Source organism: Nonomuraea fuscirosea, assembly GCF_035917475.1.
In the GTDB taxonomy this organism is placed as follows: Bacteria; Actinomycetota; Actinomycetes; order Streptosporangiales; family Streptosporangiaceae; genus Nonomuraea; species Nonomuraea fuscirosea.
Genome location: NZ_CP109074.1, coordinates 370,566 through 394,526, shown reverse-complemented (window position 1 = coordinate 394,526; position 23,961 = coordinate 370,566). Strand labels below are relative to the sequence as shown.

The window sequence follows — 23,961 nt, the reverse complement described above, 5'->3', positions numbered from 1 at the left end:
GTGATCACCCCACTAGTCGCCGACGAGCCTGAGCACCTTGCCCTGGGGGTTGGCCACCAGGTAGCCGCCGCGGCCGTAGTCGTCGGAGGCGTAGACGAGCAGCACCTCCTTCGTGGCGGTGAACACGTAGTTCGGGTCCACGATGACGTAGACCGTCGTGGGGTTGGAGGCGCCGAGGTCCTTCTTCGCCCGTTTGATCAGGTTGGGGAGGGCGTTCCAGTTGTACTTGGCCAGGTCCGCCGTGCCGGTGCGCACCTGGCTGCCCTTCCTGGACTCCGAGACGGCGCCGTCGCGGTAGTCGTAGCTGTCGTAGAGGTCGGGATCGCGTTTGAGCGGGGCGTCGACGGAGGCGTACGTCGGGTACACGACCATCCTGACGACCTTGGTGCCGCCGATGGCCGGCTTGAGCTTGGCGATCATGCCTCGCATGCCGGCGGGGGTCAGCAGGTTCTCCTCGACGGCCTGCTCGGTGGGGTCGTCCGTCTGGTCTTCCGTTCGGTCGTCCGTCGTGTCGCCCGTACGATCGCCGGTCGTGTCGTCCGTGGCGGGGACGCGCGGGGTCCTGCCGGTGTCCGGGGCGTCCGACGCCACCAGCCGGTCGGTCTGCGGACGGCCGCCGCCGAGGTCGCCGATGGCGGGGAGTAAGCGCCATCCCACCACGCCCGCCACGACGACCACCGCGACGATCACCGCGACCAGCATCGTCCCGCCGCGCCGGGGCCGGCGCCGGTTCATGGTGTCGTGGTGCGAGACCGGCGCCTTGCCCCACGGGCCCCCGTGACCGGGCGGCACGGTGTGCCCGGCCTGAGGCGGCACGGTGTTCCCCGCGTACGCGCCCGGCCCCGCCCCGGACGGCCCTGATCCAGGTGGCATCGGCCCGCCGGGCGGGAACGCCGCCGCGCCCCACCCGGGACCACCGGCCTGGGCACCGGCCCCATGGGGACCGGCGCCGTGGTGGCCGGCGCCATGAGGGCCGGAGCCCTGAGAGCCGACGCCGTGAGGACCTGCGCTGTGAGGGCCGGAGCTGTAGGGAGCGGACGGCTGCGGGCCCGGCGCTTGGGGGGTGAAAGCCTGCGGGCCTGACGACTGAGGCCCTGACGGCTGCGGGACGGAAGTTTGTGGGGTGGGTGGATGAGGGGTGTAGGGGTGGAGAGGCGGGGGTGTGCGGCCTGATTCGGCCGCGGCCAGCATCCGGTCCAGGGTCTCGGCGTCCGGTCTGGCCGCCGTGTCCCGGGTGAGCAGGGCCGCGAGCACGGGCCCGAGCGGCCCCGCGCGCTCGGCGGGCGGCACGTCGGCGTTGAGCACCGCCGCGAGCGTCGCCAGGGTGGTGGCCCTGCGCAGCGGATGCCGTCCCTCCACCGCCACGTACAGCATCATCCCGAGCGACCACAGGTCAGAGGCCGGGTCGCCTTCCACACCGTTGATGCGTTCGGGCGCCATGTACTCGGGCGAGCCGATGAACGACCCCGTGGCCGTCAGGCTGGTGGACTCCCGTACGGCGGCGATGCCGAAGTCGGTCAGCACCGAGCGCCCGTCCTCGCGCAGCAGCACGTTGGCCGGTTTGACGTCGCGATGCTGGATGCCGACGGCATGGGCCGCCCGCAGCGCGGACAGGACCTCCCGGCCCAGTTTGGCGACCTGCTCGGGCGGCATGGGACCGTGCTGGATCCGGTCCTGCAGCGAGCCGCCGAGGACCAGCTCCATGACGATCCACGGGTAACCCTGCTCGCCCGGGTCGACGATGTGGTGGATGGTGGCCACGTGCGGGTGGTTGAGCCGGGCCAGCGCGCGGGCCTCGCGCAGCACGCGGGCACGCAGGTCGCGGGCGCCGTCCGGGTCCTGCTCGTCCATCGACGGGTCGGGCGGGCGTACCTCTTTGAGCGCGACCTCGCGGTGCAGGGCCACGTCCCATGCCCGCCACACCAGGCCCATGCCCCCGCCGCCGAGCCGCTCCACGAGCTCGAAGCGGCCGTCGATCACGCGCTTGTGCATGCGCAGCAGCGTAGGGCCGCGCCGTCGCCCCCGCCATCGGGGGCGGCCGGCCGGCGCTGCTGTCAGAGGGCGGTCAAGCGCTGGTGGCGAGTTCCGCGGCGGCCACGCCGTGCTCGAAGGGCAGCCCCTTGGCGTACCTGACCAGCTCGTCCACGGCCAGGTCGGCGATGCGGGCCAGCTCGCCGCCGAGCGAGCCGGCGATGTGCGGGGTGAGCAGGACGTTGGGCAGGTCGTAGAGGGGCGAGTCAGGCGGCAGCGGGTCCGGCTCCGTGACGTCGATCACGGCGTACAGCCGGCCGGAGGTCAGCTCGGCGGTGAGCGCGCCGGTGTCCACGAGCGCGCCGCGCGCCGTGTTGATCAGCGTGGCTCCGTCGCGCATGCGGGCCAGCCTGGCTGCGTCGACGAGGTGCTCGGTCTCGGGCAGCGCGGGCGCGTGCACGCTGATCACGTCGCACCGCTCGAACAGCTCGTCCAGCCCGACGTGCGGGACGCCCAGGTCCTCGGTCAGGTACGGGTCCGCGACCAGCACGTCCAGGTCGAACGGCCGGAGCAGCTCGATCACCCGCCGCCCGATCCTGGACGCGCCGATGATCCCGATCGTGCGCCGGTAGTTGCCGATGCCGCTGGACAGCCCGTACACGTCGAGGGGTGCGCGCCTGTCCCGGTAGAGCGCGGCCAGCTCCAGCACCCGTTTGTTCGCGAAGAGGATGGAGGCCAGCGTGTACTCGGCGACGGGCTCGGCGTTGGCCGCCGCCGCGGAGGAGACGAGCAGGCCGCGCTCCCAGCAGGCCCGGGTGACGTGGTGCTTGACGGAACCGGCCGCGTGCACGATCGCCTTGAGCCGGGGCGCGGCGGCCAGCACCTCGGCGGTGACGGGCGGGCAGTACCAGCTGGTGTAGAGCACCTCGGCCGCGGCCAGCGCGGCCGCCACGGCGGGGTCGGCGAAGTCTGCGGCCACCAGGTCGGGGTCCACGTCGGCGACGGCGGTCAGGCGGTCGCGTACCGGGCCGGTGACGAGCCGTCCGGCGATCTGCGGGCTCATGGCGAGCAGGGTCTTGGGCCGGTATTCGGTCATTTCGCTCCCCCGAACTCACATCAGATCAAAACGATCATAACCAAGGCGATCCCGGCGGCTCGCGTGCACCCGTCATCCCCAGGGCGTTCCCTGGTGCTCGCGGCGGAGCCCGCTCATAGCGTCCAACGTGGACGAACGCCCTCGTGCACCGGAAGACCTCGCTCCCCGTGAAGCGGCAAGAGCGGAAGGGCGAAATCTCCATAACGCGCGTACCATCAGGCGGTAGAGGCCACACGTCGGCATCCGCCGGCGCCGTTGGGGCTATTGCGGCCCGGGACCGGCCGCAATAGCCCCTACCTTGGTGTCATGGATCCCCTCATCAGTCGCCGGGCGCTCAACCGGGCCACCCTGGAACGACAGCTCCTGCTACGGCGCACCGGCCGGCCCGTGATGGAGGTCGTGGAGCGCCTGGGCGGGCTCCAGGCGCAGACCCCGCACACCTGGTACACCGGCCTGTGGACCCGCATCGAGGGCTTCGCGGCCGCCGACGCGGCCGACCTGCTGGCCTCGCGCGCTCTGGTGCGCATCGCGCTGCAGCGCTCCACCATCCACCTGGTCTCGGCCCGCGACTGCCTCTCCATGCGGCCGCTGCTGCAGCAGGTCACCGAACGCGGGACGCGCACGACGTTCGGCAAGCGGCTGGCCGGGGTGGATCTCGACGAGCTGGAGGCGGTGGGGCGGGCGCTGCTGGAGGAGCGGCCGATGACCTTCGCCGAGCTGGGCCGGGCGCTGAACGAGCGCTGGCCCGACCACGACCCGCACGCCCTGGGCCAGGGGGTGCGCTGGCTGGTGCCGCTCGTCCAGGTGCCGCCGCGCGGCCTGTGGGGCAGGAGCGGGCCGGTCGCCCACACGAGCGCGGAGTCGTGGCTGGGCTTCGAACAGGCCCCCATGACGCCGGCCGAGCTGGTGCGGCGCTATCTGGCCGCGTTCGGGCCCGCGTCGGTGCAGGACGTGCAGACGTGGTCGGGGCTGACCCGGCTGGCCGAGGTGGTCGAGCCGCTCGACCTGCTCAGGTTCAGGGACGAGAGCGGCAGGACCCTGTACGACCTCCCGGACACCGTACGCCCCGACCCGGACGTGCCCGCCCCGCCCCGCCTCATGTACGACTTCGACAACCTGTTCCTCTCCCACGCCGACCGCTCGCGGGTCATCACCGAGACCGGCCAGGCCGCGTTCCAGGGCTTCATGGGCACCAACGTGATGCCCAGGGTCATCCTGGTGGACGGCGTCACGGCCGGGGACTGGACGATCACCCGGGCGAAGGGCGCCTCCACCCTCGGCCTGCACCTGTGGGAGCCGGTCAAGGACCTGGACGCGGTCGAGGAGGAGGGCCGGCGGCTGCTCGCGTTCCTGGCCCCGGACGACACGCACGAGGTCACGGTCTCGGACGGCCCCTCCCGACCCTGATCTGTTGCCCTGTTGTGCAGTGCACAACGACGTGTTGCAGATGAGCATCGGCCGGTATGTTGGGGCGCGTGCCAGAACGTAACCAGTCCGCCTCCCTCAGACGCGCCCTGGCCGTGCTGGAACACGTGCGCGAGCATCCGGGCGTCTCGCTCACGCAGCTGTCCGAGGCCGTGGGCCTGTCCAAGAGCACGGTGCTGCGCCTGTCCGCGCCGCTCATCGAGGCCAGGCTCCTCGAACGCGACCGCGAGACGGGCGCCTACCGGCTGGGCCACGGCACGCTCAGCCTCGGCCAGTCCTACCTGGCCACGCTCGACCTGCGCTCCGTCGCGGCCGAGGAGTCGCACCGGCTGATGAGCGAGGTGCGCGAGACCGTCCACCTGGTCGTCCACGACCCGCCGCACGTCGTCTACATCGACAAGGTGGAGAACGCGGCCAACGTCCGGATGGCCTCGCGCATCGGCAGCCGGGGCGCCCTCCACTGCACCGCGGTCGGCAAGGCCGTGCTGGCCTGGCTGCCCGATCAGACCGTGGCCGGACTGACCCTCGAACCGCGGACCAAGCACACGATCACCGACGCCGAGCGGCTGCGCGCGGACCTGGCGCACATCAGGCGGCGCGGTTACGCGGTCGACGACCGCGAGAACGAAGCCGAGGTGCGCTGCGTGGCCGCGCCGATCTTCAACCACGACGACGCCGTGACCGCGGCCATCTCCGTCTCCGGCCTCACCTCGCGGATCACCGCCGCGCGGGTGCGCGAGCTGGGGCCGCTGGTGGCCGGGGCGGCGGCGCGGATCTCCAGAAAGCTGGGTAGCCAGAAGCGATGACGAGGCCGACGACCGAGCTGGTGACCTTCGGCGAGACCATGGCGTTGTTCGCCGCCAGGCGCACGGGGCCGCTGCGCTTCGCCCGTGACTTCGACCTGGGGCTGGGCGGCGCAGAGTCCAACGTCGCGATCGGCGTGGCCCGCCTCGGGCACGGCGCGGCGTGGGTCGGCCGGGTGGGTGCCGACGAGTTCGGCGACCTCATCAGAGCCACGCTGGCCGGCGAGGGCGTGGACGTGCGCGCCATCCCCGACCCGGCCGCGCCCACCGGGCTGATGATCAAGGGCAGGCGCACGGCCGACCTCATCGACGTGCGTTACTACCGCAAGGGCAGCGCCGGCTCGCGGCTGTGCGCCGCCGACCTCGACGACGACCTGATCAGGTCCGCCCGGGTGCTGCACGTCTCGGCCATCACGCCCGCGCTCTCGGAGTCCGCGCGTGAGGCGGTACGTCACGCGATCGCCGTGGCTCGGGCCGCGGGCGTGCTGGTCTCGCTCGACGTCAACTACCGCAAGGCGCTGTGGACGCCCGAGGAGGCCGGGGCCTGGCTGCGCGAGACGGCCGGGAGCGTGGACGTGCTGTTCGCCACCGAGGCGGAGGGCCGGCTCATCGCCGATGTCGAAGGGGCGGAAGAGCTGGCCAAGGCGCTGGTGGGGATGGGACCGCGGCACGTGCTGATCAAGTTCGGCGCCGAGGGGGCGATGGAGCTGTCCGGCGGCGTCGTGCGGCGGGCGGAGCCGTACCGGGTGAGCGAGGTCGACTCCGTCGGGGCCGGCGACGCCTTCGCGGCCGGCTGGCTGGCGGACTGGCTGGCCGGGGCCGAGCCGGAGCGGCGGCTCAGCACGGCGTGCGCGGCGGGGGCGTTCGCGGTCACCTCACAGGGCGACTGGGAGAGCCTGCCGCGCCGCGCCGACCTCGACCTCCTGCGCCGCCCCGCCGACGGCGTCAACCGCTGACCACCGTGACCCCGCGGTCCGGTTGTAACCGGTTGTGGCCGGCTGCAACCCGTAGCATGTGGGCATGAAGCGGTCTCTGGGAGAGCTCGAGTCCACGATCATGGACAGGATGTGGTCCTACCGCAGGCCCGCCTCCGTCCGTGACGTGCTCGAAGACCTCCGTACGGAGCGCGAGATCGCCTACACCACGGTCATGACCGTGATGGACAAGCTCCACACCAAGGGCCTGCTCAAGCGCGAGCCGGTCGGCCGGGCCTACGTCTACGAGCCGATCGCCACCAAGGAGGCCTACACCGCAGAGCTGATGCGCCACGCGCTGGCCGGCAGCGGCAACCAGGCCGCCACCCTGGTCCACTTCCTCGAACGCCTCACCCCTGAGGAGGCCACCGCGCTGGAGGCCGCCCTCCAGGTCGTCCCGCCGGGCAGCCGCCGCGGTTAGCGGATCTTTGCCCGTTTCCGTTCCGGCCTTGAGGGCAGGCGGGGAAAACCTCGTCCGGGGGAAGGGAAATGCGATGACAGACGTCTCTGGCCAGGGCTCGCGGCCCGACGACCAGCGTGAGGTGCTCACCAACAGGCAGGGGCACCCGGTCTACGACAACCAGAACCAGCGCACGATCGGCCCGCGCGGGCCGGCGACGCTGGAGAACTACCAGTTTCTGGAGAAGATCAGCCACTTCGACCGGGAACGCATCCCCGAGCGCGTGGTGCACGCGAGGGGCGCGCTCAGCTACGGCTACTTCGAGGCGTACGGCAAGCTCGGCGACGAGCCGATCGCCCGCTACACGCGCGCCAAGCTGTTCCAGGAGGCGGGCAAGCGCACCGACGTCGCCCTGCGCTTCTCCACCGTGATCGGCGGGCGCGACTCGGCCGAGACGGCCCGCGACCCGCGCGGCTTCGCGATCAAGTTCTACACCGAGGACGGCAACTGGGACCTCGTGGGCAACAACCTGGCGGTCTTCTTCATCAGGGACGCCATCAAGTTCCCCGACGTCATCCACTCGCTCAAGCCCGACCCCGTCACCTTCAGGCAGGATCCGAACCGGATCTTCGACTTCATGTCGCAGACGCCCGAGTGCATGCACATGCTGGTCAACCTGTTCAGCCCGCGCGGCATCCCCGCCGATTACCGGCACATGCAGGGCTTCGGCGTGAACACCTACCGGTGGGTCAACGCGCAGGGCGAGACGCATCTGGTGAAGTACCACTGGATGCCCAAGCAGGGCGTGCGCAGCATGACCGCGGCCGACGCCGCCGCCGTGCAGGCGGAGGACCTGGGGCACGCCACGAAGGACCTGTACGAGGCGATCGAGCGCGGCGACTTCCCCGAGTGGGAGCTGCTGGTGCAGGTCATGAGCGACGACGAGCACCCCGAGCTGGACTTCGACCCGCTCGACGACACCAAGACCTGGCCGGAGAACGACTTCCCCGCGCTGCCGGTCGGGCGGCTGGTGCTGGACCGCAACGTGGAGAACCAGTTCGCCGAGAACGAGCAGGCGTCGTTCGGCACCGGCGTGCTCGTGGACGGGCTCGACTTCTCCGACGACAAGATGCTGGTCGGGCGGACGTTCTCCTACAGCGACACGCAGCGCCACCGGGTCGGCCCGAACTATCTGCAGCTCCCGGTCAACCAGACGAAGGCGACCTGCCGGACCAACCAGCGCGACGGCCAGATGACGTACTTCGTCGACTCGGGCGGCGAGAGCCCGCACATCAACTACGAGCCCTCGCTGCGCGACGGCCTGCGCGAGGCCCACTATCCGCATCCGGACGAGGTCGGCCCGCAGGTCAGCGGGCGGCTCACGCGCAAGCGGATCCCGCGGACCAACGACTACAAGCAGGCCGGTCAGCGCTACCTGCTGATGGAGGAGTGGGAGCGCGACGATCTGGTGCTCAACTTCGTCACGGCGCTCAAGCAGTGCGACCGGGCCATCCAGGAGCGCATGGTCTGGCACTTCCTGCTGGTCGAGGACGACCTGGGGCTGCGGGTGGGCGAGGGTCTGGGCATCACGCCCGACGACGTCGCCGGCCTGGAGCCGCTGCAGAGCCAGGATCTCACCGACGAGGACCGCGACCGCCTGGCCAAGCTGGGCAGGAACGGCCCTCGTGACGTCGAGGGCCTGAAGATGACGCACTGCGTGCCGAACGAGCGGGCCACGCACGCCTGACCCGCCGTCCCTTCACGTCCGCCTCTCCCTCCGGGGAGGCGGGACGTGAACCCCTGAGAACAGGCCGTCAGAGCAGGCCGGCGCCGGCCAGCAGCTTGCCGATCCGGCCGATCTCGTCCTCGTTCAGCGGGATCTGCGGCAGCGCGGTCACCGGGCAGTCGATGACGCCGCGCAGGTGCAGCGCGGCCTTGAACGCGCCCAGCCCCGACGAGCTGCCGCCCATGCGCGCGCCGCCGACGTGCACGATGCCGAACAGCCGGGCCAGGCGCTCCTGCTCCGCCCTGGCCGCCTGCCAGTCGCCGCGCGAGGCGCAGCGGTAGAGCTCGACGTAGCCGTGCGGATCCACGTTCCCGAGTCCGGGCACGACGCCGTCGGCGCCCATCCACAGCGCGGAGTCGACGGTCACCTCGGACCCGGTGAGGACGCTGAAGGGCGGCCGGCGGCCCAGGATGACCGCGCGCAGGCCGCCATCGTCGCCGCTGGAGTCCTTCACCCCGGCCAGTACGCCTTCCGCGGCCAGTTCGAGCAGCAGGTCCGCGCTCAGCTTGGTGTGCACGGACACCGGCAGGTCGTAGGCGTAGACCGGCAGCCCGGTCCGCGCGGCGAGGGTCCTGAAGTGGGTGCGGATCTCGTCGGGATGCGTCCGTGTGTAGAACGGCGCGGTCGCCACCAGCCCGGCCGCCCCTGCCTCGATCGCGACCCGGGCGTGCTCCAGCACCCGCGGCGTGGTCATGTCGATCACCCCGGCCAGCACCGGCACCTGCCCGGCGACGTGCCCGACCACGGTGTCCAGCACCGTGCGCCGCTGCGCGTCCGTCAGGTACGCCACCTCCGACGACGACCCCAGCACGAACAGCGCGTCCACCCCGCCCCCGACCAGATGATCGACCAGCCGGACCATCGAGGCGACGTCCACCTCGTAGTCGGGGGTCATCGGGGTGCAGACCGGGGGGATCACTCCGGTCAGGGCGGCGTCGGTGATCATCATCAGAAACCTCCGAGGAAACCCCCGCCTTCAGGCGGGGGAGGAATCGGACCCTTGTGGAGCAGGGCAGGAACAGGCGATTCGCCAACAGCCGAACCGCCGTATCGAACACACGCGCGATTTTCAGCTGATCGCGCGGTAGGCTGCCAGGCATGGCGCAGATCGTGAAGCGGGCCTGCAAGTACCGCTTCTACCCGACCCCCGAGCAGGCCTCGCAGCTTGCCCGGACGTTCGGCTGCGTCCGCCTCGTCTACAACAAGGGCCTGGAAGAACGCACCCGCGCCTACACCCAGGAAGGCAAGCGGGTCTCCTACGCCGAGTCGTCGGCGATGCTCACGGCGTGGAAGCGCAGCGACGAGTTCGCCTTTCTGTGCGAGGTGTCGTGTGTGCCCTTGCAGCAGGCGTTGCGCCATCTGCAGTCGGGGTTTGCGAACTTCTTCGCCAAACGCGCCAAATACCCGGTGTTTAAGTCCCGTAAGAAGTCGCGGGCGTCGGCGGAGTACACCCGCTCGGCGTTCCGCTGGTGCGACGGTGAGTTGACGCTGGCGAAGATGGACGCCCCGCTGGCGATTGTGTGGTCGCGTCCGCTGCCTGAGGGCGCGCAGCCGTCCACGGTGACGGTGTCGAAGGACGCGGCCGGGCGCTGGTTCGTGTCGATCCTGGTGGAGGAGACGATCGCCCCGCTCGCTCCGGCAGAGCAGGCGGTGGGTGTGGATGCGGGCATCACGGTGCTGGCCACCCTGTCCACCGGAGAGAAGATCGTCAACCCCCGGCATGAGCGCCGCGACCGGCGCAAGCTTGCCAAAGCGCAGCGGGTGCTGTCGCGCAAGGAGAAGGGCAGCGCCAATCGGGCCAAGGCCTGCCTGAAGGTGGCCAAGGTGTACGCCCGCATCGCCGACCGGAGAAGGGATCATCTGCACAAGGTCACGACACGGCTTGTTCGCGAGAATCAAGCGATCGCCGTGGAGGACCTGAACGTCCGCAACCTGATCAAGAACCACCGTCTGGCCCGAGCCATCTCCGACGCGGCCTGGCGCCAGATGCGGTCGATGCTGGAGTACAAAGCGCGCTGGTACGGGCGCACGCTGGTGGTGGTGGACCGCTGGTTGCCCTCCTCCAGGCTGTGCTCGGCCTGCGGCGCCTTGCAAGAGACGATGCCGCTGAACGTCCGAGAATGGGAGTGCGCGTGCGGCGCGGTCCACGACCGGGATGTGAACGCGGCCAGGAATGTGCTCGCCGCCGGGCTGGCGGAGAGCTGAAACGCCTGTGGAGCCGGTGTAAGACCTCAACGAGACTCCTCTCGAGCGGGCGACTGGCTATGTAGCAGGAAGGCCCATGGGTGACCATGGGGAACCCCCTCCTTCAAGAGGGGGAGGATGTCAAGCATGCTCCTGGATCAGTTCGAGGTCGGTGGCGCCGGCCGCCACCGGGTGATGGCAGTGGAAGAGGTGGCCGTCCTGGGTCTGCGCGGCCGGCCATTCGGCCGCGCAGACGTCGTCCGCCCGCCAGCACCGGGTACGGAACGGGCATCCGCTGGGCGGCCTGGTGGCCGAGGGCACGGCGCCCACCAGCGGGATCGGGTTGATCGGCGAGATCAGCCCGGGCGTGGCCGAGAACAGCGCCCGCGTGTAGGGGTGCCGCGCGCCCAGCGGGACCGCGGCGGCGGGGGTCTGCTCGACGATGCGCCCCAGGTACATGGTCACGACCCGGTCGCTCATCCGGCGTACGGTCTGGATGTCGTGCGAGACGAACACCAGGGCCAGGCCGAGCCGTTCCTTCAGGTCGAGCAGCAGGTTGAGGATCTGCGCGCGGACGGACACGTCGAGCGCGCTGGTCGGCTCGTCGGCCACGACCAGCTCGGGTTCGAGCGCCAGCGCCCTGGCCACGGCCACCCGCTGCCGCTGGCCGCCGGAGAGCTGGCTCGGCAGCGCGTCGGCCGCGCTGGCCGGCAGGCCGACCAGGTCGAGCAGTTCGCGCACGCGGGCGTCGCGCTGGGCGGGGGTGCCGCGCCCGTGCACGTTGAGCGGGTCGCGCAGCACCTGACGGATCGGCAGCCGCCGGTTGAGCGCCGTGGCCGGGTCCTGGAAGATCATGCCCACGCTGGAGCCGATCAGCGCGCGCCGCTCGGACTCCTTCAGCCCCCACAGCTCGCGCCCACGGAAGGTGACGCTGCCCGAGACCGGCCGCTGCAGCCCGACCAGCACCTTGGCCAGCGTGGATTTGCCGCAGCCCGACTCCCCCACGATCCCGACCGTCTCGCCGGCGCCGACCGTGAGGCTGGCGCCGGTCAGCGCGTGCACGCGGTCGCGTGCGAACAGGCCGCCCGAGCGGGCCTTGTGCACGACGTGCACGTCCTTCAGCTCAAGCATGCTGCTCACTCCTCACCAGTGCCTGCGCGGGATGGTGACAGGCGACGCGATGCGTGGCGTCCCCGTCCAGCGCCGGGCTCTCGGTACGGCACACGTCGGTGGCCATCGGGCACCGGTCGGCGAACCGGCAGCCGGGCGGGAAGTCGGCCGGGGCCGGCACCACGCCGCGGATCTGGGTCAGCCGCTCGGCCCCCGACTCCAGCGACAGCACCGAGCCGAGCAGGCCCCGGGCGTAGTGGTGGGCGGGCGCCCCGACCAGGGCGGCGGTGACGCCGGTTTCGACGATCTGGCCGCCGTACATGACCACGACCCGGTCGGTCACGTCGGCGACCAGCGCGAGGTCGTGGGAGACGAGGATCAGCGCGAAGCCCAGCTCCTCCCGCAGCTTCAGCAGCAGCTCGATGACCTGCGCCTGGACGGTGACGTCGAGCGCGGTGGTGGGCTCGTCGGCGACGATCAGCTTGGGGTCGCGCGAGAGCGCCATCGCGATCAGCACCCGCTGCCGCTGCCCGCCGGACAGCTCGTGCGGGTAGGAGGTCAGGGTGCGGCGGGCGTCGAGGCCGACGAGTTCGAGCAGCTCGGCGGGGCTGCGCCGGCCACCGCGCCGGGTGAGCTGCTTGAGCTGGGCCTTGATGGTCATGGCCGGGTTGAGCGAGGAGAGGGCGTCCTGGTAGATCATCGCCATCTCGTGCCCGAGCAGCCGGCGGCGGGCCCGCTTCGGCTCCGCGAGCAGTTCGCGCCCGTCGAAGCGGATGTGGCCGCTGACGCGGGCGTCGCGGGGCTGCAGGCCCATCACGGTCAGGGCGGTCAGCGTCTTGCCGCAGCCCGACTCGCCGACCAGGCCGAGCACTTCTCCCGGGCGTACCTCGAAGCCGATGCCGTCCACGATGTCGACGCCTTCGGCGAACCCGATCCGCAGCCGTTCGACGGTGAGGATCGGCGTGCCCTGCGGCAGCGGGCGGGCCCGCTCGGCCAGCCTGCGCGCGGCCTCGGCCAGTCCCGGCAGCTCGACGACCTCGCCGGAGCCGGGGGTGGCCCGCTCGAAGGCGTCGTCCTTGCGGGCGACCGGCTTGCGCGCGGCCGGGGCGGCCCAGGCGTCGGAGATGCCCTCGGACAGGATGTTGAGCGCGAGCACGGTGACGAGGATCAGCAGGCCGGGGAAGACCGTGGCCCACCAGCCGCCGAGCAGCACCATGTTCTTGCCGTCGGCGATGACGCTGCCCCATGAGGGGTTCGGCGGGCGTACGCCGGCGCCGATGAACGACAGCGACGCCTCGAACACGATCGCGTCGGCCACCATGACCGTGCAGAACACCAGCACCGGCGCGGCGCAGTTGATCGCGACGTGTTTGATCAGGATGTGCGGGGTGCGGGCGCCGATGATGCGCTCGGCGGCGACGTAGTCCTCGCCGTACTGGGCGATCACGTTGGCCCGCACGACCCTGGCCACGGACGGCATGTAGAGGAAGGCCATGGCCATGACCAGCACCGGGATGCTGCCGCCGAACACCGCCACGAGCACCGCGGCCAGGGCGATGCCGGGGAAGGCCATGACGACGTCGAGCAGGCGCATGACGGTCTCGTCCACGGCCCGGCGCGAGGTGGCCGCGACCGCGCCGACGATCGCGCCGGCGACCAGCGCGAGCCCGGTGGCGCCGAGGCCGATGATGAGCGACCAGCGGGCGCCGTACAGGAGCCTGGACAGGATGTCGCGGTTGGCGCTGTCGAGCCCCATCCAGTGCTGGGCGGAGGGGCCGCCGCCGGCGGCCTCCTGGAAGTACGGCGAGTGCGGCGCGATCCACGGTGCCAGCAGCGCCGCCAGCACGACCACGGCGACGATGCCGACCGCCACCCACGACAGCGGCTTGAGCCGGCGGAAGCCGACGCCCGGCCTGGACAAGCGCTCGGCCAGTCCCCCTCGCAGCTGGAACCGGTTCATGTGGCGCTCCTGAGGCGGGGATTGACCAGCAGGTAGAGGACGTCGACGATCAGGTTGACGACCATGAAGCCGATCGCGATGGTCAGCACCACGCCCTGGACGACCGCCGGGTCACCGTCGCGGACCGCGTTGATCATGAGCTGGCCCATGCCGGGCAGCCCGTAGATCGTCTCGATCACGACCGTGCCGCCGATGAGGTAGCCGATGCGCAGGCCGAGCACGGTCAGCGGGTTGATCAGGGCGTTGCGCAGCACGTTCCGGCCGACGACCACGATCATCGGCAGGCCGCTGCCGATCGCGGTGCGGACGTAGTCGCGGTCCAGCTCCTCCACCATCGACGTGCGGATGACGCGGATGAGCTGGGCGGCGATCGGCAGCGACAGCGACAGGGCGGGCAGCGTCATCGACCGCAGCCACCCGGTCACCGAGTCTGCCGGGTTGATGTAGCCGCCGGTCGGGAAGAGCCCCTCCCCGACGGCCAGCCACTGGATCATCAGCAGCGCCAGCCAGAACGCCGGCGCCGCCACCCCGATCAGCGACACCACCCGGATCACCTGGTCGGGCCAGCGGTCGCGGAACAGCGCCCCCGTCACTCCGAACGCCAGCGACAGCACCACGGCCACCACCAGCCCGAGCAGCGTGAGCTGCAGGGTCAGCGGCAGCGCGGTCATGACCGACTCGATGACCGGCTTCTTGGTCAGCACGCTGGTGCCCATGTCGCCCTGCGCGAGGTCGGCGACGAAGCGCACGTAACGCACGGGCAGCGGGTCCAGCAGGCCGTTCTCGAGCTGGAACTGGTGGATCTGCTCGGGGGTCGGGTTCGCGCCCTGGAAGTAGGCGTACTCCGGCTTGCTGCTGGAGAAGCGCATGACGATGAACACGAACGCGATCACGCCGAGCACCAGGGGGATCAGGATGAGGAGCCGCCGCAGCAGCATCCGGATGACGAGTGTCATGTCCTCTTGGCCTGCAGCAGGGTGATGCCGGGGTACGGCTGGGCGCGGACGCCGGACAGCTTCTTCGGGTCGTAGGCGGTCATCAGCTCGTTGTGCACGACCGGGTAGAGGACGGCCTGCTCAGCCACGAAGTCCAGATATTTGTGGATCAGCTCGGTTCGCTGGGCCTTGTCCGTCTCCTTGCCCGCCTCGTCCATCATCGCGAACAACTTCTCGGCGTCCTTGGTGCCGTCCCAGTGGGCGTACTTCATCCACAGGCCGCCGGGCACGTAGTTGTAGTGCAGGATCAGGTCGGCGTCCATGCCGAACTGGTTGGGGTTCGAGGCCGCGGCGACGGCCTGGTAGTCCTGCATCTGGTCCATCTTGGTGAACAGCGCGGCCGTGTCCTGCGGCTCCAGCGTGGTCTTGACGCCGACGGCCTCCCACGAGGCGGCGATCGTGGGCAGGCAGTCCACGATCCAGCTCACGTTCACCGCCATCAGGTTGATCGTCAGGTCGGTGACCCCCGCCTCCCTCAGCAGCGCCTTGGCCTTGTCCGGGTCGTAGTCGTAGACGACCGAGGCGCGCTGGTGGTCGGGGTGACCCTCGTTGAGGAAGGAACTGGAGGCCGTGCCGTGGCCCTTGAGCGCCACGTCGATCATCTTCTGCTTGTCGATGGCGTAGTGCAGGGCCTGGCGCACCCGTACGTCGTCGAACGGCTTGGTGCCGGTGTTGAACATCAGGAACATGTGGTTCATGCCCTTGCCGCCCTCGACCGTCAGGCCCTGCTGCTTGAGCTGGTCGACGTTGGCGTACGGGATGTTGTCGGCGATCTGCGCCTCGGCCGAGCCGCCGGAGATCTTGGCCACGCGGGCGGCGGCGTCCACGATCGTCAGCCAGTTCATCTTCTTGACCGTGGCCGGGCGTGGCCCGTTGTAGCCGTCGAACGCCTCGAACGCGGTGTTGGACTTCGGGTTGTGCGCGGCCAGCTGGTAAGGCCCCGACCCCACCGCCTTGCCGCCCTTGGCCTGGTCCCAGGCGCCCGGCTGGCCGAACACGTGCTTCGGCATGATCTTGGCGATGGTCAGCCGCGGCGCCGCGTCGGGGAAGGCGTACTTGAACACCAGCTCCACGTTCTTCTCGTCCACCTTCTTCACCTCCTTCAGCCAGGTCCTGAAGAAGTTGCCGATGAGCACGTTCGCCTCGGGGTCGAGCACCCGCTCGAACGTGAAGACGACGTCGTCGGCGGTGACGGGCTGCCCGTCGTGCCACGTGGCGCCGTCCCTGAGGGTGAACGTCCACGTGGTCGCGTTCAGGTCGGACGGCAGTGCGGTGGCCAGCGCCGGGTACGGCTCGCGGGTGATCGGGTCGGTGTCGAGCAGGCCCTCGTAGACGTGGTTGATCCCGGCCATGGCGAAGGCCGAGGCCGTCTGGGTGGGGTCCCAGCTCTGGTCGTTGCCGTACCCGATGACGGCGGTGATGAGGTCCTTGTCGGATCCGGCGCCGACCGACCCGGTCGAGGCCGGGCCTCCTGAACAGGCGGAGAGCGTGGCCGCGATGAACGCCGCCGCCCCGCTCGCCCCGCTGTAACGCAGGAAGTCGCGGCGGCTGAACTCAGAGCTCACGGATGCCTCCAAGGGGATGATGTCGCGCGCTGGCGCGCGCTCCTTGCGTTCGCCCGGTGAACGCCGGCCGAATGTAGAACGTGGGACATCCCATGTCCTATGTTGTGCGTAAAGTGGACGCTAAACGCCGCACCTGCGTCAGGTCAACGGAAGATTTCCGGATTGTTACCTACGACGAAAGGAACCTTCATGACCACAGTCCCGCGCCCGGCGCGCCCCAGCCGCGCCGTCGAGGCCCAGGAGGGCGTCAAGGACCTCATCGTGCGGCGCGGGCTCATCGCGGGCGACCCCCTGCCCACCGAGTCGGAGCTCATGGAGGAGCTTCGCGTCAGCCGCAACTCGATCAGGGAGGCGCTGAAGGCCCTCCAGGCGGTGGGCATCGTGGACATCCGCCATGGTTTCGGGATGTTCGTCGGCCGGATGTCCCTGGCGGGCCTGGTGGACGAGCTGACCTTCCACAGCCGCATCACCCTCCAGAACGGCGCCAACCACCTGGCCCATCTGATCGACATCCGCGAGATCCTGGAGAGCGGCCTCGTGGTGCGGCTGATCGAGCTCGGCCCCGACGCCGACCTGACGCCGGTCGCCGAGGTCATGGCCAGGATGGAGAGCGAGGCGCGGGCCGGCCTGGTCTCCCCCGAGACCGACCGGCTCTTCCACGACCTGCTCTACCGCCCGCTGGGCAACCCCCTGGTCACCACGCTGCTGGGCGCGTTCTGGGACGTCTACTACCAGCTCCGCGACGCCTTAGGAGCGCCGGACGAGCCCGCCGCCGACGTGGCCAGACGGCACCGCGAGATCTACGCCGCCGTCCTCGCGGGCGACCGCGCCGCCGCGCAGGTCGCCGTGAAGGCGCACTTCCTGGGCGTACGCAACCGCGCGGCCCGCATCGAGGGGTGACGGCGCTCAGGCGGGCCAGCGCTCCACCCGCCGCCAATGCCCCCGCCACTCGCTGAACCACTTCGCGTACCACGGATGCGCGCCCGCCAGCGGCATGACGTACGCCACCGTCTCCATGTAGTAGCGCCGCTGGAACCGCCACGGCATCCGCTGCAACTCCTGCACGTTGCTCACCCGATCGGACAGCTTGACCAGCACGGCCCCCTGCGGCGCCCGGACCAGCGAGGCGAGATAGTCGACCTTCGCCCCGCCGCGGGGCTTGGTCACCCACCGCACAAGCGCCGCCACCTCCAGCCCGAACCTGCGCGCGATCTCCGCCTCGGTGCAGGACGTGTCCTCCAGGACGTCGTGCAGCACGATCGCGACCAGCACGTCCCGGTCGACCAGCCCGGCGCCCGCCACCGCCACCTCCAGAGCCTCCAGCAGATGCTCCAGGTACGGGCGCCCGGTGGGCCGCTGCTGCACCCCGTGCCGGCGCCCGGCGAACGTGACCGCAGCGCGCAGGTCGCGCACCGTGGGCTCGGGCAGCGCCGCGCTCAGAGGGCCCTCCGCGTGCGCCCAGGACGGCCAGCTCGTGAAGATCTCCATCGGGCTCCTTCGTCTGCGATCGTGCCGCGAGCGTGTCCTAGGCTGAGAATATGGCCGAGATCGCCGTCCCCGACGGGTCATGGACGTTCGACGGGGAGATGCTGCGCATCGTCCCGGGCAGCGACAAGGACGTCGACGAGCTGCGCAGGACGCTCGGCGAGGTGAGCGTGCCGCTGGAGGCCATCGCCGGCGTGACGTTCGAGCCGGCCCGCAAGGGCGGCCACCTGCGGTTGCGGCTGCGCAAGGGCGCCGACGCGCTGTCCGACGTCGTGGCCGGCACGCTGACACCGCCCGCCGACCCCTACCGGCTGGCCGTGCCGAAGACCCGCGTGGGCGCCGCCGAATACTTCGCCGACGAGATCCGCGACACCCTGCTCGTCAACCGCACGCCCGCCGGCCCCTGCGACGGCTACCTCTTACGCGTCCCCGACGTGCCGGTCTCCGCCACGGCCGGCGACGGCACGGCTCTCTTCGACGGGGAGCGGGTGCGGCTGGAGTGGACCGGGTGGGCCGGGTCCGAGAAGGAGAAGGCGGGGCCGCAGGAATATCCGCTGTCCGGCCTGACCGGCGTGGAGTGGAAGCCGCAGACCGGCATGAGCTACGGCACACTGCGCTTCCGGATCAAGGGCGAGGGCCCGGTGCAGCAGCCGCAGAAGGACCTGCGCTGCGTGTCGTGGGGCATCCAGCGCTTCGGCGGCTCGACCGCCCTGGTCGCCGCCGCCGTGCTGGCCCGGCTGCCGCGCGAGGCGCCGGAGCCGCCCGCGCTTCCGGTGGCCGACGACGTCCACGACGCGGTCCTGCGCCGGCTGGCCGAGCTCGGCCGGTTGCACCAGTCGGGCGTGCTGACCGACGAGGAGTTCGCGACGGCCAAACAGGCCATGATCCGCCGCCTCCAGGAGTCCTGACCCGCACGCGCAGGCCGTGATCCGCCGCCTCCGGGAGTCCTGCCCCGCAGGCGCAGGCCATGATCCGCCGCCTCCGGGGAGTCGTGAGCGGCACGCTGTGAGCCTCTCGTGGCAGTCTGGTCACCTCACGCGAACCGTGAGATCCGTACCACCCGAGGAGCGAAGGACACCGTGACCCACGACGAGGAGAAGCTGCTGCGCCGCGCGATCGAACTGGCCGCGCAGGCCCGGGCGGGCGGCAACCCGCCGTTCGGCTCGCTGCTGGCCGGCCCCGACGGCGCCGTGCTGGCCGAGGAGCGCAACAGCTCGCTCACCGACCGCGACATCACCGCCCACCCCGAGCTCAAGCTGGCCCGCTGGGCCGCCCGCGAGCTCACCCCCGAGGTGGCGGCGGCCACCACGATGTTCACCAGCTGCCAGCCCTGCGGCATGTGCGCGGGCGCCATCGCCCGCTCCGGTCTCGGCCGGGTGGTGTACGCGCTGTCCGGCGAGCAGCTCGACGGCCTCAAGCCGCCCGGCACCGCCTTCACCGACGCCCCCGCCGAAGGCCCGGCCCTGTACGAGGAGGCCCGCGTCCCGGTCGAGGGCTACTACAGCGAATAATCGATTTCCCTCCGGAGACTCTCCGCGTACGATCGGCAACGGAAAGTGATCGTCGATCTCTGGTCCAGGAGGGGCAATGTCCAAGGGAACGCGTATCGCGGCGGCCGTGGCCGGTTCCGTCGCACTGCTGTCGGCGGGGCTCACCGCACCGGCGACAGCGGCGGCGGCCACGGTGCTGCACTGCGACACCTTCGTCCACCACAACGACGACTACGTCGGCATCGCGATGTGCGACAACCCCACCGGCCAGACGTGGCGGTTCCGGGCAGTCGTCACCTGCGGCTGGGCGCCGGACGTCGTCGGCGAGTGGGTGACGCTGCGGCCGCGTGACTCGGGGCAGTCGCAGGGCGCCTGCGGCCGCCTCGGCACCGGCGTCGGCGCCGTCGGCGTCGACGAACGCCTCGTCTGAGGACGCGGAAACGACAACGGGCACTGTCCCAGAAGTGGACAGTGCCCGATGACGATGGCTGGTGCGCCGCCAGGGACTCGAACCCCGGACCCGCTGATTAAGAGTCAGCTGCTCTGACCAACTGAGCTAGCGGCGCAACAAGGAAAACTCTATCAGCCACCGGACAGTGCCCGCACCGCGTCACCCGCTACCCAGCCGGCCCGCACCGGCCGGCCTCAGCCCAGCCGCACCGCCAGCTTCTCGTACGCCCCCACCACCAGGTCCCAGAACCGCGGCACGTCCACGGCGGTCGCCACCAGCGCGTTGGGCCTGCGGTCCCCGACGTTGAAGTCGGTCACGGTCATGCCCCTGGTGAACTGCCCCATGGTCTCCACGTTCACCACCGCCGGCACGCAGGTGAACAGGGACGGATCCACCACGTACGCCACCGCGCACGCGTCGTGGACGGCCGGCCCGCTCACCTCGGTCACCACCCCGTACGACTGCGCCGCGGGCACGAGCAGGTCGGACAGCCGCCCGAGCGGCCGCAGGCGTTCCAGCACGGCCGACGTCACCGCCGCCGTCAGCGTCACGTCGAGCCCCAGCATGGTGACCGTCCACCCGGCCTCGAACACGATCGCGGCCGCCTCGGGGTCGGCCAGCATGTTGAACTCGGCCGCCGGGTTGTGGTTGCCGCGGGTGTAGGAGCCGCCCATGATGACCAGGTCGCGGGCCCATTCGACGATGCGGGGCTCACGGCGTACGGCGAGGGCGAGGTTCGTCAGCGGGCCGACGGCCACCAGCGTGATCTCACCGGCGGCGGCCCGCAGCGTCTCCACGAGGTAGTCGACGGCGTGCCCGTCGGCCGGTCCCCGCTCGGGCGCGGGCAGCACCACGTCGCCGAGCCCCGTGACTCCGTGGACGTGGGTGGCCCTGACCGTGTGCCGCAGCAGCGCGCCCGCGCTGCCCGGCGTCACCGGCACCTCGTCCAGTCGCAGGAACTCGCGCAGCGCCAGCGCGTTGGCCGTGGTCAGCTCCAGGTCGACGTTGCCGCCCACCGTGGTCACGCCGACGAGGTCGAGGGAGTCGGAGCAGCCGGCCACCAGGGCGAGGGCGAGCGCGTCATCGATGCCGGGGTCGCAGTCAACAACTATCTTCTTCACGTCACCGGAGGATACGCATGGATCGGGCCGGGCAGTTCCCCCAAAGCTGCCCGGCCCGATCGGCGGCGGTCCAGGCCGGCGCTTTCCCCCAAAAGCGCCGACGGGCCCGCACTCGCGAACCGCGGTCCCCCTCCGCGTCCGCTTCGGTGAAGGTCTCTCGGCCAGTCGCGGTGCTCCTGACCTGCTACAACGCTACCGAGACGAATGCAACGCTCGCGTCATAACGGGGTCGAATATCTGTTTAATCCGCCTACGGAAGCTCCAATCGAACCTCCGTGCCCTCCTCCAGCGACCTGCTCACCGTGCAGTACTTCTGGTGCACCCGCTCGGCCACCGCCCGGAACACCTCGTCGGCCTCCTCGGAGGGCAGCTCGACGTCGTACGTGACCGTGACCGGGCCCAGCCGGTTCTGCTCGACCTTCTCCGCGCCGACCGTCATGGCCAGCCGCACCAGCCGGTGCCCTCGTTTCGCGGTGAGCGGCTCGACGGTCACGATGTTGCACCCGCCCACCGCCGCCAGCAGCAGCTCGACCGGAGTGAACACCCCTTCCTGGTCGCCGCCACCGATCGCCACCTCGGCGCCACGGGCGTTGGTAGCCCGGAATCCGCCCTCTTCAGTCCGTTCGACACGCACGTTAGCCATGTTTCAGACCCTACTCAGGTTGCTTTCATGTTCGTTCAGCATCGTGAAGGCATGGCTAGCGAGGCGAATGCTCATCAGGGTCCGATCCTCTTCTGGTCCGGGGTCGCGGTCGCCGAGTTCGGCGCGATCCAGCCGGCTTCCGGCTACCCGTGGACCCCGGCCGCCTATCCGGTCGTGGCGCTCGTCGTGGCGCTCGGCTGGCTCAGCGTCAAGGCGGCCGACAGTCTGCGTACGGCGGAGGCCAGGCAGCGGCTGCGCCTCGGGAGCTACCTGGCGGGCGCGCTGCTCGTGGCCCACCAGTTCAGCTCCACCGCCTACGTGACCGGTCCCTTCCGCGTCGGCGCGCTCCTGCTGTACGCGCTGGCCGCCGTGATGGCCGTACGGAGCCACCGCGTCCCCGGCACCGGGCGGCCGGTCCTGCTGATCGCCACCGGGCTCGACCCGCGCGCGTTGCGTGAGCGCCTGGTTCCGCAGGCCGACGCCGCCGGCGACATCGTGGCCGTCTACCGCGCCGACCGCGTCACCGACGAGCTGCGCGAGCTGGAGTCCCGCTTCGGCCTCATCCTCGTCGTGGGCGACGAGCACGACCCCGCGGTCAAGGAGCGGGTGAGCGCCTCCGGGCTGCGCCGGCAGATCCCCGACATCGCCGAGCGCGAAGTGGTGGTGGCCGGGCCGCGCCCCTTCAAGCGGTACGTGGCCGGGGCGTTGTCACGCCTTGCCATCCCGAAGTCACAGATTCATTTCGAAATCGGCCATGGTGTTTAGGCCCACCATACGGCCGGTCTGAGAGCGTGGACGCCGGACAAGGAGGAGGCACGATGACGATCTCTCAGCACGCCGAGTCCACCACGACCGCCTTCATAGCGAGTTCCGACGTCGCGGAGACCGCGGCGGCTTTCCCCGGCAGCGCCCGGGTAGAACTGATCATGGGCATGCCGGTCAGCGTCGACATCCGCACCGCCCTGCCGGCCCGTGAGCTGAACCCCCTGCTGGACGACGCGTTCGCCTGGCTGCGCTGGGTGGACGACACCTTCAGCCCGGTCAAGGAGGACAGCCAGATCGGCCGGCTCAACCGCGGCCGCACCCTGAGGCAGATCCCCGAGCTGGTCGAGGTCCTGCACCGCTGCGACGAGCTCAGCGAGGCCACCGAGGGTTACTTCGAGGCCCGCATCGACGGCGTGACCGACCCGTCCGGCTACATCAAGGGCTGGGCCCTCGAACGGCTGTCGCGCGCCCTGTCCAACGCCGGCGCCGGCGACCACCGCATCAGCGCGGGCAACGACATCAGGGTGCGCGGCTCGGCCGCGCCCGGCGTGCGCTGGCGGGTGGGGGTCCGCGATCCGCGCGACGGCGTCGTCCGCAAGGTCGTCTGCGCCCACGACCTCGGCATCGCCACCTCGGGCGGCGCGCCGGTGGTCAACCCCCGCACCGGCGAGATCCAGGACGGGCTGCGCGCGGTCACGGTCATCGGCCCCGATCTCGGCCTGGCCGACGCCTACGCCACCGCCGTCTTCGCCATGGGGCCCATGCCCGGCCGCCGCTTCGCCGCCGACCTGGCCCGCTCGGGGCCGTACGAGACGATGATCGTCCTTCCGGACGGGCAGGAGGTGACGACGCCCGGCTTCGCCGAGCACGGCGGCGCCCGGTCCCGCCTGGCCGGCTGAGCGCGGACGCCGCCGGGGAGCACCGGAGCGGACGGGACGCCGGATCGGGGTCAAGCGTCGGGATGCTTGCGCAGATAGTCGATGTAGATCGGCCGCAACGCCTCGCCCAGCTTGCCCTCACCGGCCGCGAGAGCGTCGCTGAGCAGCGCCGAGACCTTGCTGAGGTCGTTGGCGCTCTCGTTGGGGTGACCGCTGGCGGCCTCGGCGGCCGGGATCACCTTCAGCAGCTCCCACAGAAACCCCAGGTCCCCGTGGCGTACGGCGTAGCGCACCGCCCGTTCGTGCAGCTCGGCGGCCGGCATCGTCTCAAGCCCGTTGGCGTCCATCTCACTCCTCCCCCTGCAGCCTCTTCCCCGATGGGCCCACGATAACCGGCGACTACGCACGGTAACCGATGGGCATCGTAGTGACGGCACCCCTATCGAGCGGCGATCTCTAGTGGGAGGATCAACCAGCGTGAGATTCATCATCAGAACCATCGCAGCGGCGGCGGCCCTGTGGGTGGCCATCCAGTTCATCGACGGCATCGACGTGAACGCCCCCACCAACACGGCCAGATACTGGGGCGTCCTGCTGCTCGTAGCCTTGATCTTCGGTCTGATCAACGCGATCGTCAAGCCCATCGTGAAGGCGCTCGGCTGCGCGATCATCGTCTTGACGCTGGGCCTGTTCCTGCTCGTCATCAACGCGGCCATGCTGCTGCTGACGAGCTGGATCTCGGGCCAGCTCGACATCCCCTTCCACGTCGACAACTTCTATCCGGCCGCGTTCTGGGGCGCGATCATCATCAGCGTCGTCAGCTGGCTGCTCGGCCTGTTCATCCCCGACAACGACTGAT

23 protein-coding genes, 1 tRNA gene and 1 pseudogene are annotated in these 23,961 nt (G+C 70.8%); 13 read left to right on the top strand and 12 right to left on the bottom strand.

Annotated elements, in window-relative coordinates; translation table 11 throughout:
* Nucleotides 1-12: 12 nt before the first annotated feature.
* Together OIE67_RS01800 and OIE67_RS01795 are read right to left on the bottom strand one after the other, a co-directional pair.
* The gene (locus OIE67_RS01800; protein WP_326635997.1) at nt 13-1,992 is read right to left on the bottom strand and encodes a serine/threonine-protein kinase; all 1,980 of its coding nucleotides are present in this window, start codon (nt 1,990-1,992) and stop codon (nt 13-15) included.
* Nucleotides 1,993-2,065: 73 nt separating this feature from the next.
* Nucleotides 2,066-3,067: a hydroxyacid dehydrogenase gene (locus OIE67_RS01795; RefSeq protein WP_326635995.1), complete on the bottom strand. Its 1,002-nt coding sequence runs from the start codon at nt 3,065-3,067 to the stop codon at nt 2,066-2,068.
* Between the two features lie 306 nt (nt 3,068-3,373).
* Between OIE67_RS01795 and OIE67_RS01790 the strand changes: the two genes are divergently transcribed.
* From OIE67_RS01790 to OIE67_RS01770, 5 genes are all read left to right on the top strand, one after another.
* A complete protein-coding gene (locus tag OIE67_RS01790; RefSeq protein ID WP_326635993.1) occupies nt 3,374-4,474 on the top strand; it encodes a winged helix DNA-binding domain-containing protein in 1,101 nt (366 codons plus the stop codon).
* A gap of 68 nt (nt 4,475-4,542) precedes the next feature.
* Nucleotides 4,543-5,298, top strand: a complete 756-nt coding sequence (locus tag OIE67_RS01785) for an IclR family transcriptional regulator (protein ID WP_326635991.1) — start codon at nt 4,543-4,545, stop codon at nt 5,296-5,298.
* A complete protein-coding gene (locus OIE67_RS01780) occupies nt 5,295-6,251 on the top strand; it encodes a sugar kinase (protein WP_326635989.1) in 957 nt (318 codons plus the stop codon). Before OIE67_RS01785 ends, OIE67_RS01780 begins: the two co-directional genes overlap by 4 nt.
* 64 nt (nt 6,252-6,315) lie before the next feature.
* The gene (locus OIE67_RS01775; protein ID WP_326635987.1) at nt 6,316-6,690 is read left to right on the top strand and encodes a BlaI/MecI/CopY family transcriptional regulator; all 375 of its coding nucleotides are present in this window, start codon (nt 6,316-6,318) and stop codon (nt 6,688-6,690) included.
* A gap of 73 nt (nt 6,691-6,763) precedes the next feature.
* A complete protein-coding gene (locus OIE67_RS01770) occupies nt 6,764-8,416 on the top strand; it encodes a catalase (protein WP_326635985.1) in 1,653 nt (550 codons plus the stop codon).
* A 67-nt stretch (nt 8,417-8,483) separates the two neighbouring features.
* Here OIE67_RS01770 and OIE67_RS01765 read toward each other — a convergent pair whose 3' ends face one another.
* Nucleotides 8,484-9,404, bottom strand: coding sequence for a dihydrodipicolinate synthase family protein (locus OIE67_RS01765; RefSeq protein WP_326635983.1), 921 nt, complete (start codon nt 9,402-9,404; stop codon nt 8,484-8,486).
* Nucleotides 9,405-9,553: 149 nt separating this feature from the next.
* Here OIE67_RS01765 and OIE67_RS01760 point away from each other — a divergent pair.
* Nucleotides 9,554-10,657, top strand: a pseudogene (locus tag OIE67_RS01760) (RNA-guided endonuclease InsQ/TnpB family protein); the annotation flags it as partial.
* A 123-nt stretch (nt 10,658-10,780) separates the two neighbouring features.
* On the opposite strand, the gene OIE67_RS01755 reads toward OIE67_RS01760, so the two are convergent.
* From OIE67_RS01755 to OIE67_RS01740, 4 genes are read right to left on the bottom strand one after another with little or no spacing between them, the layout of a single operon-like run.
* Entirely contained in the window at nt 10,781-11,770 is a 990-nt protein-coding gene (locus OIE67_RS01755) for an ABC transporter ATP-binding protein (RefSeq protein WP_181308342.1), read from the bottom strand.
* Nucleotides 11,763-13,709: a dipeptide/oligopeptide/nickel ABC transporter permease/ATP-binding protein gene (locus OIE67_RS01750; protein WP_326635981.1), complete on the bottom strand. Its 1,947-nt coding sequence runs from the start codon at nt 13,707-13,709 to the stop codon at nt 11,763-11,765. Before OIE67_RS01750 ends, OIE67_RS01755 begins: the two co-directional genes overlap by 8 nt.
* Nucleotides 13,706-14,665, bottom strand: a complete 960-nt coding sequence (locus tag OIE67_RS01745; RefSeq protein ID WP_326635980.1) for an ABC transporter permease — start codon at nt 14,663-14,665, stop codon at nt 13,706-13,708. The genes OIE67_RS01750 and OIE67_RS01745 overlap by 4 nt, the downstream gene beginning before the upstream one ends.
* Entirely contained in the window at nt 14,662-16,269 is a 1,608-nt protein-coding gene (locus tag OIE67_RS01740; RefSeq protein WP_326635979.1) for an ABC transporter substrate-binding protein, read from the bottom strand. Before OIE67_RS01740 ends, OIE67_RS01745 begins: the two co-directional genes overlap by 4 nt.
* Before the next feature lie 189 nt (nt 16,270-16,458).
* On the opposite strand from OIE67_RS01740, the gene OIE67_RS01735 reads away from it, so the two are divergent.
* Nucleotides 16,459-17,169, top strand: coding sequence for a FadR/GntR family transcriptional regulator (locus OIE67_RS01735; RefSeq protein WP_326635978.1), 711 nt, complete (start codon nt 16,459-16,461; stop codon nt 17,167-17,169).
* A gap of 6 nt (nt 17,170-17,175) precedes the next feature.
* On the opposite strand, the gene OIE67_RS01730 is transcribed toward OIE67_RS01735, so the two are convergent.
* Nucleotides 17,176-17,757 carry an HD domain-containing protein gene (locus tag OIE67_RS01730; protein WP_326635977.1) on the bottom strand — a complete coding sequence of 194 codons (582 nt, stop codon included), beginning with the start codon at nt 17,755-17,757 and terminating at the stop codon, nt 17,176-17,178.
* Nucleotides 17,758-17,807: 50 nt separating this feature from the next.
* Between OIE67_RS01730 and OIE67_RS01725 the strand changes: the two genes are divergently transcribed.
* The 3 genes from OIE67_RS01725 to OIE67_RS01715 all read left to right on the top strand — a co-directional run bounded on the left by OIE67_RS01725 (nt 17,808) and on the right by OIE67_RS01715 (nt 19,674).
* A complete protein-coding gene (locus tag OIE67_RS01725) occupies nt 17,808-18,662 on the top strand; it encodes a DUF4429 domain-containing protein (RefSeq protein WP_326635976.1) in 855 nt (284 codons plus the stop codon).
* A 171-nt stretch (nt 18,663-18,833) separates the two neighbouring features.
* On the top strand, nt 18,834-19,265 hold the full coding sequence (locus OIE67_RS01720; RefSeq protein ID WP_106248882.1) for a nucleoside deaminase: 432 nt from the start codon (nt 18,834-18,836) through the stop codon (nt 19,263-19,265).
* A 76-nt stretch (nt 19,266-19,341) separates the two neighbouring features.
* Nucleotides 19,342-19,674: a hypothetical protein gene (locus OIE67_RS01715; RefSeq protein WP_106248880.1), complete on the top strand. Its 333-nt coding sequence runs from the start codon at nt 19,342-19,344 to the stop codon at nt 19,672-19,674.
* A gap of 59 nt (nt 19,675-19,733) precedes the next feature.
* Here the strand turns inward: OIE67_RS01715 and OIE67_RS01710 are convergent.
* The 3 genes from OIE67_RS01710 to OIE67_RS01700 all read right to left on the bottom strand — a co-directional run bounded on the left by OIE67_RS01710 (nt 19,734) and on the right by OIE67_RS01700 (nt 21,459).
* Nucleotides 19,734-19,810, bottom strand: a tRNA-Lys gene (locus OIE67_RS01710).
* A gap of 79 nt (nt 19,811-19,889) precedes the next feature.
* Nucleotides 19,890-20,816, bottom strand: a complete 927-nt coding sequence (locus OIE67_RS01705) for a nucleoside hydrolase (protein ID WP_326635975.1) — start codon at nt 20,814-20,816, stop codon at nt 19,890-19,892.
* A gap of 250 nt (nt 20,817-21,066) precedes the next feature.
* A complete protein-coding gene (locus tag OIE67_RS01700) occupies nt 21,067-21,459 on the bottom strand; it encodes an OsmC family protein (protein WP_106248876.1) in 393 nt (130 codons plus the stop codon).
* A gap of 51 nt (nt 21,460-21,510) precedes the next feature.
* On the opposite strand from OIE67_RS01700, the gene OIE67_RS01695 reads away from it, so the two are divergent.
* Together OIE67_RS01695 and OIE67_RS01690 are read left to right on the top strand one after the other, a co-directional pair.
* Nucleotides 21,511-22,224: a hypothetical protein gene (locus OIE67_RS01695; RefSeq protein WP_326635974.1), complete on the top strand. Its 714-nt coding sequence runs from the start codon at nt 21,511-21,513 to the stop codon at nt 22,222-22,224.
* 53 nt (nt 22,225-22,277) lie between these two features.
* Nucleotides 22,278-23,123: an FAD:protein FMN transferase gene (locus OIE67_RS01690; protein WP_326635973.1), complete on the top strand. Its 846-nt coding sequence runs from the start codon at nt 22,278-22,280 to the stop codon at nt 23,121-23,123.
* A gap of 50 nt (nt 23,124-23,173) precedes the next feature.
* Here OIE67_RS01690 and OIE67_RS01685 read toward each other — a convergent pair whose 3' ends face one another.
* A complete protein-coding gene (locus OIE67_RS01685) occupies nt 23,174-23,449 on the bottom strand; it encodes a hypothetical protein (RefSeq protein ID WP_106248872.1) in 276 nt (91 codons plus the stop codon).
* A 130-nt stretch (nt 23,450-23,579) separates the two neighbouring features.
* On the opposite strand from OIE67_RS01685, the gene OIE67_RS01680 reads away from it, so the two are divergent.
* A complete protein-coding gene (locus OIE67_RS01680) occupies nt 23,580-23,960 on the top strand; it encodes a phage holin family protein (RefSeq protein ID WP_106248870.1) in 381 nt (126 codons plus the stop codon).
* Nucleotide 23,961 lies beyond the last annotated feature (1 nt).

What these genes read in the sequence shown, in the direction of transcription:
- OIE67_RS01730 (WP_326635977.1), bottom strand. Translation starts at nt 17,757, where the DNA reads ATGGAGATCTTCACGAGCTGGCCGTCCTGGGCGCACGCGGAGGGCCCT.
- OIE67_RS01795 (WP_326635995.1), bottom strand. Translation starts at nt 3,067, where the DNA reads ATGACCGAATACCGGCCCAAGACCCTGCTCGCCATGAGCCCGCAGATC.
- OIE67_RS01715 (WP_106248880.1), top strand. Translation starts at nt 19,342, where the DNA reads ATGTCCAAGGGAACGCGTATCGCGGCGGCCGTGGCCGGTTCCGTCGCA.
- OIE67_RS01800 (WP_326635997.1), bottom strand. Translation starts at nt 1,992, where the DNA reads ATGCACAAGCGCGTGATCGACGGCCGCTTCGAGCTCGTGGAGCGGCTC.
- OIE67_RS01745 (WP_326635980.1), bottom strand. Translation starts at nt 14,665, where the DNA reads ATGACACTCGTCATCCGGATGCTGCTGCGGCGGCTCCTCATCCTGATC.
- OIE67_RS01700 (WP_106248876.1), bottom strand. Translation starts at nt 21,459, where the DNA reads ATGGCTAACGTGCGTGTCGAACGGACTGAAGAGGGCGGATTCCGGGCT.
- OIE67_RS01695 (WP_326635974.1), top strand. Translation starts at nt 21,511, where the DNA reads ATGGCTAGCGAGGCGAATGCTCATCAGGGTCCGATCCTCTTCTGGTCC.
- OIE67_RS01790 (WP_326635993.1), top strand. Translation starts at nt 3,374, where the DNA reads ATGGATCCCCTCATCAGTCGCCGGGCGCTCAACCGGGCCACCCTGGAA.
- OIE67_RS01735 (WP_326635978.1), top strand. Translation starts at nt 16,459, where the DNA reads ATGACCACAGTCCCGCGCCCGGCGCGCCCCAGCCGCGCCGTCGAGGCC.
- OIE67_RS01770 (WP_326635985.1), top strand. Translation starts at nt 6,764, where the DNA reads ATGACAGACGTCTCTGGCCAGGGCTCGCGGCCCGACGACCAGCGTGAG.
- OIE67_RS01755 (WP_181308342.1), bottom strand. Translation starts at nt 11,770, where the DNA reads ATGCTTGAGCTGAAGGACGTGCACGTCGTGCACAAGGCCCGCTCGGGC.
- OIE67_RS01690 (WP_326635973.1), top strand. Translation starts at nt 22,278, where the DNA reads ATGACGATCTCTCAGCACGCCGAGTCCACCACGACCGCCTTCATAGCG.
- OIE67_RS01750 (WP_326635981.1), bottom strand. Translation starts at nt 13,709, where the DNA reads ATGAACCGGTTCCAGCTGCGAGGGGGACTGGCCGAGCGCTTGTCCAGG.
- OIE67_RS01685 (WP_106248872.1), bottom strand. Translation starts at nt 23,449, where the DNA reads ATGGACGCCAACGGGCTTGAGACGATGCCGGCCGCCGAGCTGCACGAA.
- OIE67_RS01775 (WP_326635987.1), top strand. Translation starts at nt 6,316, where the DNA reads ATGAAGCGGTCTCTGGGAGAGCTCGAGTCCACGATCATGGACAGGATG.
- OIE67_RS01725 (WP_326635976.1), top strand. Translation starts at nt 17,808, where the DNA reads ATGGCCGAGATCGCCGTCCCCGACGGGTCATGGACGTTCGACGGGGAG.
- OIE67_RS01780 (WP_326635989.1), top strand. Translation starts at nt 5,295, where the DNA reads ATGACGAGGCCGACGACCGAGCTGGTGACCTTCGGCGAGACCATGGCG.
- OIE67_RS01765 (WP_326635983.1), bottom strand. Translation starts at nt 9,404, where the DNA reads ATGATGATCACCGACGCCGCCCTGACCGGAGTGATCCCCCCGGTCTGC.